This window comes from Actinoplanes sp. NPDC048791, from assembly GCF_040650095.1.
Lineage (GTDB): Bacteria > Actinomycetota > Actinomycetes > Mycobacteriales > Micromonosporaceae > Actinoplanes.
The window spans coordinates 1-14,033 of record NZ_JBEZGQ010000112.1 but is presented as its reverse complement, the minus strand read 5'-3'; the positions used below and the strand labels follow the sequence as shown (position 1 = coordinate 14,033).

Here is a 14,033-nt window from a genome sequence, read left to right as displayed (position 1 = left end):
CCGCCACCCCGGCCGGCGGCACCCGCCGCCCCCGACCCGGCGCTCCAGGCGCACCCGCTGACCGCGGCGCCCGGCCCGGTCGACAACCCGCTCAAGGGGTGGGCGAAGTTCTACTCCCCCGGCGCCGGCCAGAACGTCGGCTATCCCCACGCCCTGACCTGGGGATACTTCGGCCTGTCGGAGATCATGACCAGCGCGTCGAGCTGCGCCAGCTACAACTGGTCCATCGTGGACAGCATGCTGGCCGAGACCGCGAACAACGGCAATCAGGCGGCCATCCGCGTCTACCTGACCTACCCCGGCGGCACCGGCACCCATCCCGGCAACGCCATCCCGCCGTGCTTCAACGGCAACGTGGCCAACCGCGCCGACACCTACTGGAACATCTACCCCGACTACGACAGCCCGTTCGCGATCACCGCGCTGAAGAACTTCATCGCCGCGTTCGGCGCCCGCTACGACGGCGATCCCCGCCTCGGTTTCATCCACCTGGGACTGGTCGGGCTGTGGGGCGAGTGGCACACCTGGCCCTATGACACCGACACGGCCGACGGGCGACCGAACTACATGCCCACCGACGCCAACGGTGCTCAGCTCGTCGCCGCGTTCGACAGCGCTTTCAACCGTACGAAGCTGGAGATCCGGTACCCGGACGTCGCGGGCGGGGCCGCCAACAGCCGCGACATCGGCTACCACGACGACTCGTTCTGCTACCGCGAGGGATCACCGCTGCAGGGCGTGACCCTGCCCGCGTCGCTGGGCGGAGCGTCGTACTCGCAACTGACCCGGACCCTGGCCGCCGGCACCGAGAACAAGTGGATCACCAGTTCGATCGGCGGCGAGCTCCGGCCGGAGATCCAGTCCACGGCGTTCCAGTACTGGCCCGGCGGCTCCGGTGCCGTCGACAACCTCAAGGCCTGCATCGAGCTGCTGCACCCGACCTGGATGATCAACGAGCAGAGCGGCAACTACGCCGCCGGTGACGCGAACGTGGCCGCCGCCGTACGGCTGATGGGTTACAACCTGACCGTCGACAACGCCTACTACACCAACACGGCCGGCGGCACGGCCAAGGTCGGCGTCCGGATCGCCAACACCGGCGTAGCGCCGTTCTACTACCCGTGGACGGTCACCCTCGGCCTCAAGAACAGCGCGGGCACCGTCGTCGGCACCTGGGACACGCCCTGGGACCTGCGTACCGTGCAGCCGCTGACGATCCGGAACTTCCCCGAGTGGAACGCCGGCGCCGATCCCAGCTACCGCGACTTCGGCCACCGGCAGTACTTCCAGCACAGCGTGAACCTCTCCGGCGTGGCCGCCGGCAACTACCAGTGGGTGCTGCGGGTCAAGAACCCCCTGGAATCCGTCTCCGCCAACGCCAAGAAGCTGCGCTTCGCCAACGCCACCCAGCAGTCCGACGGCTGGCTCGGCCTCGGCGCCGTCACCGTCGGCTCCTCGAACGGCGGCTCCCCGGTCAGCTACGAGGCCGAGGCCGCGGGCAACACCCTGACCAACGGCGCCGTCGTGGCGGCCTGCGCGGCATGCTCCGGCGGCTCGAAGGTGGGCTACCTCGGCAACGGCGCGGCGCTGACCGTCAACGGTGTCGCCGGCGGCACCGGCGGGGCGCGGACGGTGACCATCCACTACTCGTCGGCGGTCATTCGTACGGCTGTGGTCAACGGGCAGACGGTGACGTTCGCCCCGACCGCCGACTGGAACACCGTCGGCTCGACCGCCGTGACGCTGAGCCTGCCCGCCGGCACCACCGCCATCACCATCGCGAACCCGACCGGCTGGGCCCCCGACATCGACCGCATCACCGTCGGCTGACGCCCTCCCCACCCTTCGGACTGAGGAACCCCCATGCGCAGATCTCTACGCGGCGTCGTCGCCCTTCTGACCGCCCTCACCCTGACCGCCGGCACGCCGGCCGTCGCGAATCCGGCGTGGACGTCGCTGTCCTACGCCTCCGCCCTGGCGGACAACCCGCTCAAAGGCTTCCTGCCCTTCGCCGGCGACCACCAGACCTTCCCGCACAGCATGGAGTGGTTCTATCTGCCACTGAGCGACGTGATGACCGGCCCGCGGAAGTTCGACTGGACGGCGTTCGAGACCCAGCTGGGGGCCATCGCGGGCCGGGGACACCAGGGCGTGTTCCGGTTCTACCTGGACTATCCCGGCCGGCCCAGCGGGATCCCGCGGTACCTGCTCGACCAGGGACTGCGCACCCGCCCGTACACCGATTTCGGCAACGACGGCGTCAGCGTCGCCCCCGACTACAACGACCCCCGCCTGGTCGCGGCCCTGGAGAACTTCATCACCGCCCTCGGCCGCCGCTACGACGGCGATCCGCGGATCGGCTTCATCACGCTGGGCCTGATCGGCTTCTGGGGCGAGTGGCACACCTGGCCCCACGACGGCACAACCGAGCCGGAGAACTGGATGCCGAGCGACGACATCCTCGCCCGGATCCTGCACCGCTACGAGAACGCGTTCGCCAAGACCCGGCTGCTGGCCCGCTATCCCAGCGCGCAGAACAAGAACCTCGACATCGGCTACCACGACGACTCGTTCGCCTTCGAGACCCTGCCCCCGACGTCCTGGCACTTCGTCCAGCGGCTGATCGACGAAGGCGTCACGGACAAATGGCGCCGCCAACCCATCGGCGGCGAGCTGCGCCCGGAGATCCAGTCCTGCCTGTGGGACCAGCCGGTCACCTGTACGCAGTACGAGGACTACACCGCATCCGTGGCCCAGACCCACGCCTCCTGGCTGATCAACCACGCCGCGTTCACGGGGACAGGCTTCACCGGCGACAAGTACCAGCGGGCCGTGGCCGGGGCGAAGTCCCTGGGCTACGAGCTGACCGTCACCGAGGCGAAGCTGGGCCGCGACCGGGTGTCGGTACGCATCGCGAACCGCGGCGCAGCGCCGTTCTATTACGACTGGCCCGCCGAGCTTGCAGCCGTCGGCCACTCGGGGCGCGTCGTGCGGCGCTGGCCCACCCGGTGGACCGTGGCCGGCATCCAGCCCGGCGAGGAGCCCACCCAGCTGTCGTCCCGGATCAACACTCGGGGGCTGCGGCCGGGCCGCTACGACATCGTCATGCGCCTGCCCAACCCGATGCCGGGCGGTGTCCCGCTGCGCTTCGCCAACACCGGTACGGACACCACGTCCGGCTGGCTCACCCTCGGCTCCCTCAAGAACAGGTAGCGCGACCCGGTGCCCGCCCGCAGCTCCGGCGGGCACCGCTGCCGCCTCGCGATGCCCACCGATCCCCTCACCAGGCACCGGATGAGCAGCGAGTCCTACACCGCATTGCTACGCGCACAGGGCGGTGTCTGCGCGATATGTGGTCTCGGCCTCTCCAGGACCATCGGTAAGGATGAGACCGCAAGAAGCGGACCGGCGCCGCTGTTCATCGATCACGATCATGTCTGTTGCTCGCGGCAGCTGCGGGAGGTGCAACCGAGGACTTCTCTGTTCCGGATGCAACGGTGATCTCGGCGCGTTCGAGGGCAGAGGCCTGGAATACATCGTCCGCATCCGAAATGCTCGCTGGGTCGCCGCTGCTCTCGCTACCTACGCGCCCACGGCCACGACCCGACCGACCCGGCCCGCAGGGCTGCGGTAGATCACAGCAGACATGAGCGTGCCGAACGGCTCGGAACTCAGTGCACCTGCAACCGGTGCATGCCTTTGCCTGCGGTCCGGAAACCCGGTCGCTGATGCGAGCAGTCCAGTTCCGGCCCGGCTCGCTTCGTCGGTGTCCCGGCTTCCGTTGGGCGGGGTCGCGGTCGTCGGCTCAGTTGCCGGCGGCCTGTGCGGCGGCGGCAATCGGTTCGAGGCCCGCGATCAGCTCGTCGAGCTCATCCGCGCTCAGCACGTCGTACGCCGGCGCGGCCAGCTCGTCGGTGACGGCCTCGATCCGCTCCCTGATCTCCCGGCCGGCGTCGGTGAACCCGCCGGCGGCGTCCACGAGGCCACGGCCCCGCAGCCCGTCGACGACAGCGGCCAGCTGCGCCTTGGGCAGGTGATGGACCCGGCCGAAGTCCTGCGCCCTCATGCCGAGCGCCAGAGCGAGCAGCACGTGCGCCTCGGTGCCGCCGATGCCGTGCGTGACCAGGGCGGCGTTGTGGCCGTCGCCGCGGTGTTCGCGCAGCAGCGTCGCCGCGTGCCAGAGCTGGGCCACCGGCTCATCCGGCACCTTGAGTGCCTTGAGCCCGGCGTACAGCACCCGGCCCTCGGCCGGCGCGCTGACCGCCGCCCGGGTGGCGAGGTCAGCGGCCCGCGCCAGACCCGGCGAGTCGGCCAGGTCCCCGATCATCTGCCGCAGGGCGGCCGCGCTGCCCCGCTCGCGTACGGCGATCGCCTCCTGCGGGGTGATCTTCCCCCAGACCCACGGGATGTGGCGGGCCACCTCACCGTCGGCGAAGTTGTAGAAGACCGCGTGCACCACCTCAGCCGGTGCCAACCCCAGCGGCGCCGCGCGGCCCGCGAAGTATCCGTCCCAGTAGTTGCGCATGCCCAGAGCCAGGAACGCCTCGTTCGGCCCCTCGGAGAAGGTGACGGTGGCGATCGGCTCGACGAGCTCGAACATACGGTGAACCTTGACCTGTGGATGCGACATCGGCCGGCACCTCCCGTGCTCGTGACGACGCCCTCGTGGGCGGCGTTCACCGTAGCTACGAACAGCGCGGCCCGGATACGACAAACGGGTCGGCGATCACCACGAACGTCGGCGGCTCGCCGAAGTTGTCGCGCTGCCGGGGCATGCCGGGTGGCAGCGCCGGCGCCACCGCGTGGAACACCGCCTCCGCGGCTCTCATCCCGTAGTCGGCGAAGTCCTCCGTGGCCAGGAGCCAGAGCCCGCCCTCAGCGAGCGGTTCAACCTCAGCGAATGCGCCAGTGGCGGCCACCGCAGCCGCGCCACCGAGCTTCTCCGCGACCTCCTGCGAGGCGATCGTCAGCCAGGAGTAGCCGCGCAACCGCTCCCGGGTCTGCGGAATCGCCAGCTGCGCGTCCCGCGCGAGCCCGGTGGACCATCTCTCCAGCGCGGTATTGCCCTTGTCCCGCCAGTAGTCGATCTGCCCGAAGCTCGGGTTGAGCCGGTCCGCGGCCTGCCGAACCGCACGAAGGCACCGCTGCTGCTCGGCCCGTCCGAAGCCGGGGTCGGTGAACCGGTCGGCCGGCACCTGGGCGTCCAGGACCAGCCAGCCGGGGGTTTTCCGCAACGGCCACGCCCCGGCGAACATCAACCGACCGCCGAGGAACCCGTTCTCGGTGAAGCGGCCGATCCACACCGTCACCTTCTTCGGCAGGTCGGCCAACTCGCCCCGCAACCACTCCAGGCCCTCTTCGGACAGATGGCGGCGTTCGGTGGTCGGGTAGCCGCCGCCGATCGAACGGTCGACCTCGATCAGGCCGTACAGCTTGCCCGGCTCGCCCTGCGGACCCTCCGCCAGCGGGTTGATCCGGGTGGCCGCCGGCAGGCCGGCCAGCTCGGCCCGCTCGGCGGGGGTCAGCGCCCGGGTCAGCGTGTCGAACCAGACGTACGCCGCGTCGCCGAGCGGGCCCCGGCTGGTGTCGACGTTGAGCTGCGCTTCAAGCCAGAACTGCGTCATTCGTGTATCCCTACGCGTCGCCGGCGGAACAGCCGTTTCATCGCCTCCAGCTCGGTGACCGGCTGGACCGTCCCGCCGTCGGTCACCATCTGGCTCACGTCCAGAATGGACGCCAGGCGTCACCCCAGGTATCGGCCCAGCGCTTCGAGCAGGCCCCGGGTGCCCCTCTCCCGCTCCGGCCCGTCGGCCCAGAACTGGTCGAAGAACACGCCGTGCTCGATGTGCGTGAACCGGGTGCCGTCGTCGATCGGGTCGAACTCGAGCGACGCCACCGACGTCGACATGTGCGTCCCGTCGAGCCACATGTCGTACGTCGTCACGATACGGACGTGCTCGACGATGTCGGTGTACGTGGCCTCGTACCGGGAAAGCGGTCCGTTGTGGAACTTGCCCTCCGCGACGTCGCGTCCGCCGACGCGGAAGTCGAAGGCCCACTCGCGGGGCTCCATCGCGTCGCCGGCGCCCCACCAGGACAGTTTCTGCTTCTCCTCGGCGAACGAGTCCCAGACGCGCGCGACGGGAACCGGGTAGTCACGGGTCAGGCTGAACCCGGAGCGGGCGAGCCGGCGTTCGATCGTCATCGGTGGGGTCCTATCGCGCGAAGGTGACGTGGATCGTGCCGCTCTCGGCCACTTCCGTCGTCACTTTGTGGGTGGTCTCGAGGCCGCGCAGGTCGTCCCACAGCCGGGTGCCCCGGCCGAGCACGATCGGCGCGATCATGACGTGCAGCTGGTCAACCAGGCCGGCGCGCAGGAAGTCGCGGGCGGTGCTCACCCCGCCGCCGACGCGTACGTCGAGACCGCCGGCCGCCTCGGTCGCCTCGGCGAGCACGTCCTCGATGGCGGTGTTGCGGAAGTGGAACGTGGTGCCACCCGGCATCGGGATCGACGGGCGCGGTGCGGTGTGGGTCAGGACGTAGACCGGGACGCCGAACGGCGGCTCGTCACCCCACCAGCCCTTCCAGTCCGGGTCGTCGGGGAAGGTGTGCAGCCCGAACATGGCCGCACCCATGATCTCGGCGCCGATCCCCTCGAAGTGCGCGGCGCCGTACGCGTCGTCGACACCGGTCGTGCCGGCGCCGCTGGTGTCGCCGAAGACGCGCTCATGGAACGTCCGGGTCGCGGCCCAGGCCGCCGTGAGCGGCCCCCAGTCCTCCCCCATCGGGTTGTCCGGGGCCTGGCCGGCCGAGGTGTAGCCGTCGAGCGAGGCGAAAAGGTCGATACGAACACGGGACATGTCAGGTTTCCTTCGGGTTGGTCCGGGTCAGGTGAATGCCGAGCCGGTCGGCTTGCCGTTCCGCCGGGGTGCGCTGCTCATCGAGCCACAGGTGCAGGACGCCGAGGGCGCCCGGCCGCAGGCTGACCGTGCGGACGCGTCCGTGCTTCTCCGAGGTGATCAGCCCGGCGTCCTCGAGGACGCGCAGGTGCTGCATGAGCGACGGCAGCGCCATCGAGAACGGGGCGGCGAGCTCGGACACGACGGCCGGCGACTGGGCCAGCCGTTCCACGACGGCCCGGCGCGTCGGATCCGCAAGCGCGCGGAGCACGGCGTCGAGCTCATCGTGATACTTAGGCACGCGCCTTACTATTGCCGATGAGCAGGCCTCCGTCAACCGCCGGGGCCGGCCGATCGTTTCGCCGGACGGGGTGGCGGTGCTTCATGATGGTCGGGTGAGCAACCTGACCATCCGGCCCCTGACCATCCGAGCCCGGCGGTCCGAGGACCTCGACCAGTGTGTGGAAGTGCTGCGTGAGGTGCGCCTGGCCGACGGTTACCCGATGAAATGGCCGTCGAATCCCCGGGCCTGGCTGGACCGGCCGCAGCTCGACCAGGCCTGGGTCGCCGAGGGCTCACCCGGTGTCATCGACGGGCACGTCGCCGTGCGGAACGGCCGGGAGGTCACCCGCCTGTTCGTGGCGCCCGCGGCCCGGCGCCTGAAGGTCGCCAGCGCCCTGCTCGACCACGTCAGCGTGTGGGCCGGCGGCCGGCTGATCCTCCACGTCGTCGACAAGCCGGACTCTCCCGCGGCCGCGTTCTCCGAGGCCACGGGATGGCGGTACACGCACACGACGACGGCAGCCTGGAGCGGTCCGCGCGGAGAGTCGGTGCGACTGCGGCACTACGTCCGGTGAGCGGTCAGGTGAGTCCGGCGAGTTTGTACAGCACCAGGGAGCCGGCGACGGCGACGTTGAGGCTGTGGCCGGTTCCCACCATGGGGATCTCCACCGCGTAGTCGAGCAGGTCGAGGGCCTGAGGTGGGATGCCGGTGGCCTCGTGGCCGAGGACCATGACGGTCCGCCGGTCGGCGACGGGCACCTCGGCCAGCCGGATCGCTTCGTCGGCCAGTTCCACCCCGACGATGCGCGAGCCGGCGGCCCGCTCGGCCGCCAGCCAGCCGGCCGGATCCCCGACCCGGTGCACGCAGCTGGGCCGGCGCAGCGTGTTGCCCCGGGCCAGGGCTTCATCAACCCACCGGTACGGCGGTACGGCCAGACACGCACCCACCGCGTCGCAGGTGCGCAGAAGTGTGCCGAGATTCGTCCCGTGCATGGGCCACAACGCCGCCGCGATCAGATGTCCCCAGCAGCGATGCTCGCGGCGTCGCCGGGCGGCTCGGAGGTCCTTACCGGACCGTACCCGGATCGCGGGGCTCACCGCACCGGAGCGACCAGGCTCCTCGGATCAGAAGTCATCAGACAGGGGCACTTCGCGGCGCACCCGGGCCATCATCGGCAGCAACGTCGCGGTGAGGATAGCCGCGGCGGGCCGGGCGGGCCACCGAGTTCCTGGATGAGTTGTCCCACCATCGATCGATCCGGGCTACCGGCGGGGATCCAGATCTGTCAAGATGATCCTCTTTCGAAGACGGACGCAACGTTTCGGGCCCCGCTCCCGTCTAGGAGGGCAGGGCCCTGGATGGCGCCGGTCGGCTTCCCTCGAATGTGAGAGTAATGATTCAGCGACGCAAGGTGATCATCGGCGCGGTGGGCATGGCCGCGGTTGCCACGGCGGCCGGGTGTTCCTCGTCCGGCAAGGCGGAGGACAACGCTGGCTGGGTTGAGCCCGCGGCGAACATCGAGCAGGCGGTCGCCACGCCCGTCAAGCTGAGCGTGACGCCGGCGGACGGGGACGCCGATGTTCTTCCGGTGAAGCCGATCGTCGTCAGCGCCGCGGACGGCAAGCTCCAGTCGGTCGCCGTCACCGCCGGTAAGGCCAAGATCGACGGCAAGATGCAGGACGACGGGACCTGGCAGTCGAGCGAGGACCTCGCGTACGGCAAGAAGTACACGGTAACCGTCACCGCCGCCGACAGTGCCGGCAAAGCGACCACCGAGACCACCACCTTCACCACGTTGAAGCCGGAGAACGTCGCCCGGGTCACGTTCCAGGCCAACGGCATGCTGGCCCTCAAAGAGGGCAAAACGTACGGCGCCGGGCAGCCGGTGATCGTCGCGTTCAGCCGCGCCGTCAACAAGAAGGCGGCCGAGAAGGCCATCGAGATCACGACCCTGCCCGCGGTGAAGGGCAAGTTCTTCTGGAAGGACGACAAGACCGTGCACTGGCGGCCCGCGAAATATTGGGCCGCCGGGACGACCATCAAGGTCAGCGTCAACATGTACGGCGCGAAGCTCGGCAAGACGACGTACGGGGCGAAGAACGCGTCCACGAACTTCCGGATCGGCCGGCAGCTGATCGCCGTCAGTGACAACCGGACGCACCTGACCAAGGTCTACATCAACGGCAAGCTCGTCCGCACGATGAAGAGCAGCCTCGGCAAGGGCGGCGGCACGACCGGGGCGAACGGCGAGCGGATCAGCTACTGGACAGCGGGCGGCCCGCACGTCGTGCTGGGCAAGAAGCGCAAGCACACGATGAGCTCGGCCAGTTACGGCGTCACCGACCCCAAGGACCCGAACTACTACGTGTCGGAGAACATCGAGTTCTGCACCCGGATCAGCTACTCCGGCGAGTATCTGCACGCCGCGCCGTGGAACGGCTCGCTGGGCCGGGCCAACCTGTCGCACGGGTGCATCAACCTGACCACGGCCGACGCCAAATGGGTCTACAACAACTTCCTCGTCGGCGACATCGTCGACGTCAAGAACACCCCGCGCGAGCTCCCGATCTGGAACGGCCTGGGCGACTGGACGGTCCCGTTCGACCGGTACGGCAGCTAGCGCTCCGGGGGCCGGTGCCGCGGTTCCGGTCCCCCGTTCGTGCGGTCGTCGGCCAGCTCGTCGACCACCAGCAGGTCGGCCCGCACCTGCCCGGACCGGTAGACCGCCCGGCCGATCATGTGCGCGGCGACCGGTGCGGTGACGAGCTGGAAGACGCCGATCAGCACCAGCGTGGTGATGTCGATGGTGTTCTGCAGCCGTAACGCCGTACCGGCGAGGATGAGCAGCAGGCCCAGCACCTGGGGTTTGGTCGCCGCGTGCATCCGGGAGAGCAGGTCGGGAAAGCGCAGCAGGCCGACGCCGGCGGCCAGGCTGAGCAGCGCGCCGGAGATCAGGCAGGTGCCGGCGAAGACGTCGGCGACGGTCTGCACGGTCATCGCCGGCTCCGCGGGGAGAACCGGGCGACGCTGACCGAGCCGATGAAGCCCAGGATCGACAGGACGACCAGAATCGGCAGCGACGTCGCGTCGCGGGTGTAGGCGGCTTCGGCGGCGATCGCGCACACCACGATGGCCAGCAGCACGTCGACGGCGACGATGCGGTCCAGCGTGGTCGGTCCGCGCACGATGCGGACCAGCACGAGAGACACCGCTGCGAACAGCAGCACGGACACGGTGATACCGACGATGATCACGGGTGGTGCTCCTTTCCGGCCGGGGCCCGGCCGTCGAGCATGCTGATCTCGGCATCGGAGCCGATGGCCCGGACGATGCGCGCCTCGGTCTCGTACACGCTGCGGCGGAACTTCTCGACGGCGGCGCGGTCGGAGACCCCGATGACATGGATGTACAGCGTCGTGGAGGCCTGGTCGGTGTCCACGATGAGGCTGCCGGGCACCAGCGAGACGGCCTCGCCGGTCAGGGTGAGCACGAGGTCCGACGGGACGCGCAGGGGCACCCGGATGATGGCGCTGCGGGGCTGGTGACCGAAGCGGAACGCGAGCACGGCCAGTTGCCCGCTGGCGGCGACCAGGTCGGTGACGAACCGCCCGGCGAGGCGCAGCAGCCCGAGCGGACGCGGACGCCCGGCGAAGGTCACCGGCGGCAGCGGGAAGACCGCGAGCACGACGGCCGACACCAGGATCCCGCTGATCAGGTTGGCCCAGGAGAAGACACCCCAGAGCAGCATCCATCCGGTGACCAGCACGGCCGTCGTCACGAGGCGGTCACGCCATCGGGTACGGGCCGTCGCCGGCGCTGTCCGGCTCATGGTGACTCCTCTCCGAAGACGGCGCGGACGTACGGCTCACGGTCGCGCAGCTCCGCCGCCGCCCGGCTGGTGACGTCGAACAGGGGTCCGGAGACCACGGTGAGACCGGTGCCCAGCACGACGAGCGCGAGCGTCGCGCCGACCATCAGCCGCGGCAGCACCCGGCCGGTGACCGGGCTCGCCGCGGTGGGTTCCTGCTCGCGGGGCGTACGCCAGAAGGCCAGGTTCCAGACGCGGCCGATCGCGTAGAGGGTGAGCAGGCTGGTCACCACGCTGCCGCCGACCAGCAGCCAGGCCAGCACGCCGTCGGCGGCCACCCCGGCCTGCAGCAGCCCGAGTTTGCCGAGGAATCCCGAGAACGGCGGGATGCCGGCGAGGTTGAGGGCGGGCAGGAAGAACAGCACGCCGAGGACCGGGGCCAGCCGGGCGAGCCCGCCGAGCCGGTCCAGGGTCGTGGTGCCGCCCCGCCGCTCGATCAGCCCGGCCGCGAGGAACAGTGTGGTCTGGATGATGATGTGGTGCACGACGTAGAAGATGGCGCCGGACAGCCCGGCGTCCGTGGCCAGCCCGATCCCGAACAGCATGTATCCGATGTGGCTGACCAGGGTGAAGGACAGCAGCCGCTTGATGTCCGACTGCGCCACCGCGCCCAGGATGCCGACGATCATGGTGAGCAGCGCGGCCACCAGCACGATGCCGGAGGCCGGGCCGTCGGGGAACAGCAGCGTCTGGGTGCGGATGATCGCGTAGACGCCGACCTTGGTGAGCAGGCCGGCGAAGACCGCGGTGACCGGCGCGATGGCGGTCGGATAGCTGTCCGGCAGCCACGCCGACAGCGGGAAGACCGCGGCTTTGATCCCGAAGGCGAGCAGCAGCATGCTCTGCAGGCCCAGTTGCAGGCTGTCGGGCAGCGCGTCGAGCCGGCCGGCGAGCTGCGCGAGGTTCAGCGTGCCGGTGGCGGCGTAGATGAGGCCGATCGCGGTCAGGAAGATCAACGACGACAGGAGGCTGACCACGACATAGGTCGTGCCGTCGCGGATGCGGCTCTCGGTGGCACCGATGGTGATCAGCACGTAGCTGGCGGCGAGCAGGATCTCGAAGCCGACATAGAGGTTGAACAGGTCACCGGCCAGGAAGGCGTTGGTCACCCCGGCGGTCAGGATCAGGTACGCCGGGTGGTAGACCGACACCGGCGTGGCGTCGTCCCCGTCGGCCATGCCCTGACCGATGGAGTACACGAGCACGCAGAGGGTCACCGCGGCGGAGACCACGAGCATCAGTGCCGCGAGCCGGTCGGCGACGAGCACGATGCCCAGCGGGGCCGCCCAGCCACCGACCTTGACGACCAGCGGGTCCCCGGTGGCGGTCAGCGCCAGCAGGGCTGTGGCGACCGCGAGGGTCGCGCCGAGGACGAGCAGGCTCACGGTCCGCTGGATGTTCGGGTGCCGCCGCAGCAGCAGCGTCAAGGCCGCACCGAGCAGCGGCATGATCACCGGCAGCGGAACCAGCCAGGTCATCGTGGGGCCCCTTCGGCGGTGGGGACGTCTTCGTCCTCCAGGCCCTGGTCGCGTTCGGCCCGCTGCATGATCCGCCGGTCCTCGACGTCGTCCTGCACGTCGTCGTGACCGGTCAGCAGCCAGCTGCGGTACGCCATGGCCAGCAGGAAGGCGGTCATGCCCAGCGTGATCACGATCGCGGTCAGGATCATCGCCTGGGTCAGCGGATCGCTCATCCCGTCCTCGGGGGTGAGGCCGACGATCGGTGGTCCGCCGTACGCGCCGCCCAGCAGGATCAGCAGGTTCACCCCGTTGCCGAGCAGCGTGATGCCGAGGATGACCCGGGTCAGGTTGCGTTCCAGCAGCAGGGTGACGCCGGCGGCGAACAGCACGCCGACGACGATCACCAACAGCAGGTTCGGGCTCACACCAGCTCCTCCTCCGGCCGGGCCTCGGCCGCGACGCGTTCGGTCTGCTCGTGCCGGTCGATCTCGGCGCCGAGACTGCGCAGAATGTTCAGGATCACGCCGATGACCACCAGATAGACACCGACGTCGAAGATCGACGAGGTGACGAAATGGACGTGCCCCAGCACCGGAAGGTGCCAGTCCAGCAGGGCGCTCTGCAGCACTTCGCCACCGAGGACCAGCGCGGTCAGACCGGTGCCCAGCGCGATGAACAGGCCGGTGCCCATCACCGCGCCGGCGTCGACCGGCGCGGCCGCGTCCAGCTCGTGCCGGCCGCCGGCCAGGTAACGCAGGACCAGGGCCAGCCCGACGACCAGCCCGCCGGCGAAGCCGCCGCCCGGCGCGTTGTGCCCGGCGAACAGCAGGTAGATGGAGAACAGCACGATGGTGTGGAACACCAGTCGGGTGACCACCTCGAGGATCGGTGAGCGCAGGCCCGCGTCGAGCGTGTGGCCCGCCATCAGCCAGACCTGCCCCCGGGGCGGGGTCGGCGGTGGTGGCCGCCGCGGGCGCAGGAGGCGCTGCGAGCCGCCGAAGACCAGACTGGCGACCCCGATGGCCGCGACCAGCAGGACCGAGATCTCCCCCATCGTGTCCCAGGCCCGGATGTCGACCAGGGTCACGTTCACGATGTTGCGTCCGCCGCCGTACGAGACCGCGGGTTCCGCGAAGGCGGTGGAGATCGCGGTGGCCTGGCGGCCCGAGGTGGCGACGTAGGCCAGGCCCGAGACGACCGCACCGACCGCGATCCCGATGGCCACCCGGATGCGCCGGCTCGCCACCAGGGGGCGTACCGAGAAGTGCCCGGGCAGGCGGCGCAGCACCAGCACGAACATCACCATCGTGCAGGTCTCGACCAGGAACTGGGTCAGCGCCAGGTCCGGCGCGCCGTGCAGGACGAACAGGATCGCGGTCGCGTACCCGGTCACGCCGACCAGGACCACCGCGGCCAGCCGCCGCCGGGCCCGGGTCGCGAACACGGCCGCGACGACCAGCACGACCGCCGGGACGAGCTGCAGCGGGTTGTCCCACAGGTGGAACCGGCCGGGCCAGGGCCGG

At 70.1% G+C, this 14,033-nt stretch carries 16 protein-coding genes; 4 read left to right on the top strand and 12 right to left on the bottom strand.

Going from position 1 to position 14,033, the window contains the following annotated elements:
- On the top strand, nucleotides 1-1,830 hold a 1,830-nt coding region (locus AB0C29_RS11595; RefSeq protein WP_360818711.1), incomplete at its 5' end, for a DUF4832 domain-containing protein.
- Nucleotides 1,831-1,863: 33 nt separating this feature from the next.
- Nucleotides 1,864-3,213 (top strand): DUF4832 domain-containing protein, encoded by a 1,350-nt coding sequence (locus AB0C29_RS11590; protein WP_360818708.1) that lies wholly within the window; start codon nucleotides 1,864-1,866, stop codon nucleotides 3,211-3,213.
- A gap of 592 nt (nucleotides 3,214-3,805) precedes the next feature.
- Here the strand turns inward: AB0C29_RS11590 and AB0C29_RS11585 are convergent.
- The 5 genes from AB0C29_RS11585 to AB0C29_RS11565 form a co-directional block, all read right to left on the bottom strand.
- Nucleotides 3,806-4,600, bottom strand: coding sequence for an SCO6745 family protein (locus tag AB0C29_RS11585; protein WP_360818705.1), 795 nt, complete (start codon nucleotides 4,598-4,600; stop codon nucleotides 3,806-3,808).
- Nucleotides 4,601-4,685: 85 nt separating this feature from the next.
- Nucleotides 4,686-5,624, bottom strand: coding sequence for a hypothetical protein (locus AB0C29_RS11580; RefSeq protein WP_360818702.1), 939 nt, complete (start codon nucleotides 5,622-5,624; stop codon nucleotides 4,686-4,688).
- A 119-nt stretch (nucleotides 5,625-5,743) separates the two neighbouring features.
- Nucleotides 5,744-6,205 (bottom strand): SRPBCC domain-containing protein, encoded by a 462-nt coding sequence (locus AB0C29_RS11575; RefSeq protein ID WP_360818699.1) that lies wholly within the window; start codon nucleotides 6,203-6,205, stop codon nucleotides 5,744-5,746.
- 10 nt (nucleotides 6,206-6,215) lie between these two features.
- The gene (locus tag AB0C29_RS11570; protein WP_360818696.1) at nucleotides 6,216-6,860 is read right to left on the bottom strand and encodes a dihydrofolate reductase family protein; all 645 of its coding nucleotides are present in this window, start codon (nucleotides 6,858-6,860) and stop codon (nucleotides 6,216-6,218) included.
- 1 nt (nucleotide 6,861) lies between these two features.
- Entirely contained in the window at nucleotides 6,862-7,200 is a 339-nt protein-coding gene (locus AB0C29_RS11565) for a metalloregulator ArsR/SmtB family transcription factor (protein WP_360818693.1), read from the bottom strand.
- 94 nt (nucleotides 7,201-7,294) lie between these two features.
- On the opposite strand from AB0C29_RS11565, the gene AB0C29_RS11560 reads away from it, so the two are divergent.
- Nucleotides 7,295-7,756 carry a GNAT family N-acetyltransferase gene (locus AB0C29_RS11560; protein ID WP_360818691.1) on the top strand — a complete coding sequence of 154 codons (462 nt, stop codon included), beginning with the start codon at nucleotides 7,295-7,297 and terminating at the stop codon, nucleotides 7,754-7,756.
- 4 nt (nucleotides 7,757-7,760) lie between these two features.
- On the opposite strand, the gene AB0C29_RS11555 is transcribed toward AB0C29_RS11560, so the two are convergent.
- Nucleotides 7,761-8,174, bottom strand: a complete 414-nt coding sequence (locus AB0C29_RS11555; RefSeq protein WP_360818688.1) for a TrmH family RNA methyltransferase — start codon at nucleotides 8,172-8,174, stop codon at nucleotides 7,761-7,763.
- A gap of 401 nt (nucleotides 8,175-8,575) precedes the next feature.
- Between AB0C29_RS11555 and AB0C29_RS11550 the strand changes: the two genes are divergently transcribed.
- Nucleotides 8,576-9,802, top strand: coding sequence for an Ig-like domain-containing protein (locus AB0C29_RS11550; RefSeq protein ID WP_360818685.1), 1,227 nt, complete (start codon nucleotides 8,576-8,578; stop codon nucleotides 9,800-9,802).
- Here AB0C29_RS11550 and mnhG read toward each other — a convergent pair.
- The 6 genes from mnhG to mbhE all read right to left on the bottom strand — a co-directional run.
- Nucleotides 9,799-10,179, bottom strand: a complete 381-nt coding sequence (gene mnhG, locus AB0C29_RS11545) for a monovalent cation/H(+) antiporter subunit G (RefSeq protein WP_360818682.1) — start codon at nucleotides 10,177-10,179, stop codon at nucleotides 9,799-9,801. The genes AB0C29_RS11550 and mnhG overlap by 4 nt on opposite strands.
- Nucleotides 10,176-10,436 (bottom strand): monovalent cation/H+ antiporter complex subunit F, encoded by a 261-nt coding sequence (locus AB0C29_RS11540; protein ID WP_360818679.1) that lies wholly within the window; start codon nucleotides 10,434-10,436, stop codon nucleotides 10,176-10,178. The genes mnhG and AB0C29_RS11540 overlap by 4 nt, the downstream gene beginning before the upstream one ends.
- Nucleotides 10,433-11,011 (bottom strand): Na+/H+ antiporter subunit E, encoded by a 579-nt coding sequence (locus tag AB0C29_RS11535; protein ID WP_360818676.1) that lies wholly within the window; start codon nucleotides 11,009-11,011, stop codon nucleotides 10,433-10,435. Before AB0C29_RS11535 ends, AB0C29_RS11540 begins: the two co-directional genes overlap by 4 nt.
- A complete protein-coding gene (locus tag AB0C29_RS11530) occupies nucleotides 11,008-12,528 on the bottom strand; it encodes a Na+/H+ antiporter subunit D (protein ID WP_360818673.1) in 1,521 nt (506 codons plus the stop codon). The genes AB0C29_RS11535 and AB0C29_RS11530 overlap by 4 nt, the downstream gene beginning before the upstream one ends.
- On the bottom strand, nucleotides 12,525-12,935 hold the full coding sequence (locus AB0C29_RS11525; RefSeq protein WP_360818670.1) for a Na(+)/H(+) antiporter subunit C: 411 nt from the start codon (nucleotides 12,933-12,935) through the stop codon (nucleotides 12,525-12,527). The genes AB0C29_RS11530 and AB0C29_RS11525 overlap by 4 nt, the downstream gene beginning before the upstream one ends.
- Nucleotides 12,932-14,033: hydrogen gas-evolving membrane-bound hydrogenase subunit E (gene mbhE, locus AB0C29_RS11520; protein ID WP_360818667.1), on the bottom strand; the 1,102-nt coding region annotated here is incomplete at its 5' end. The genes mbhE and AB0C29_RS11525, both read right to left, overlap by 4 nt.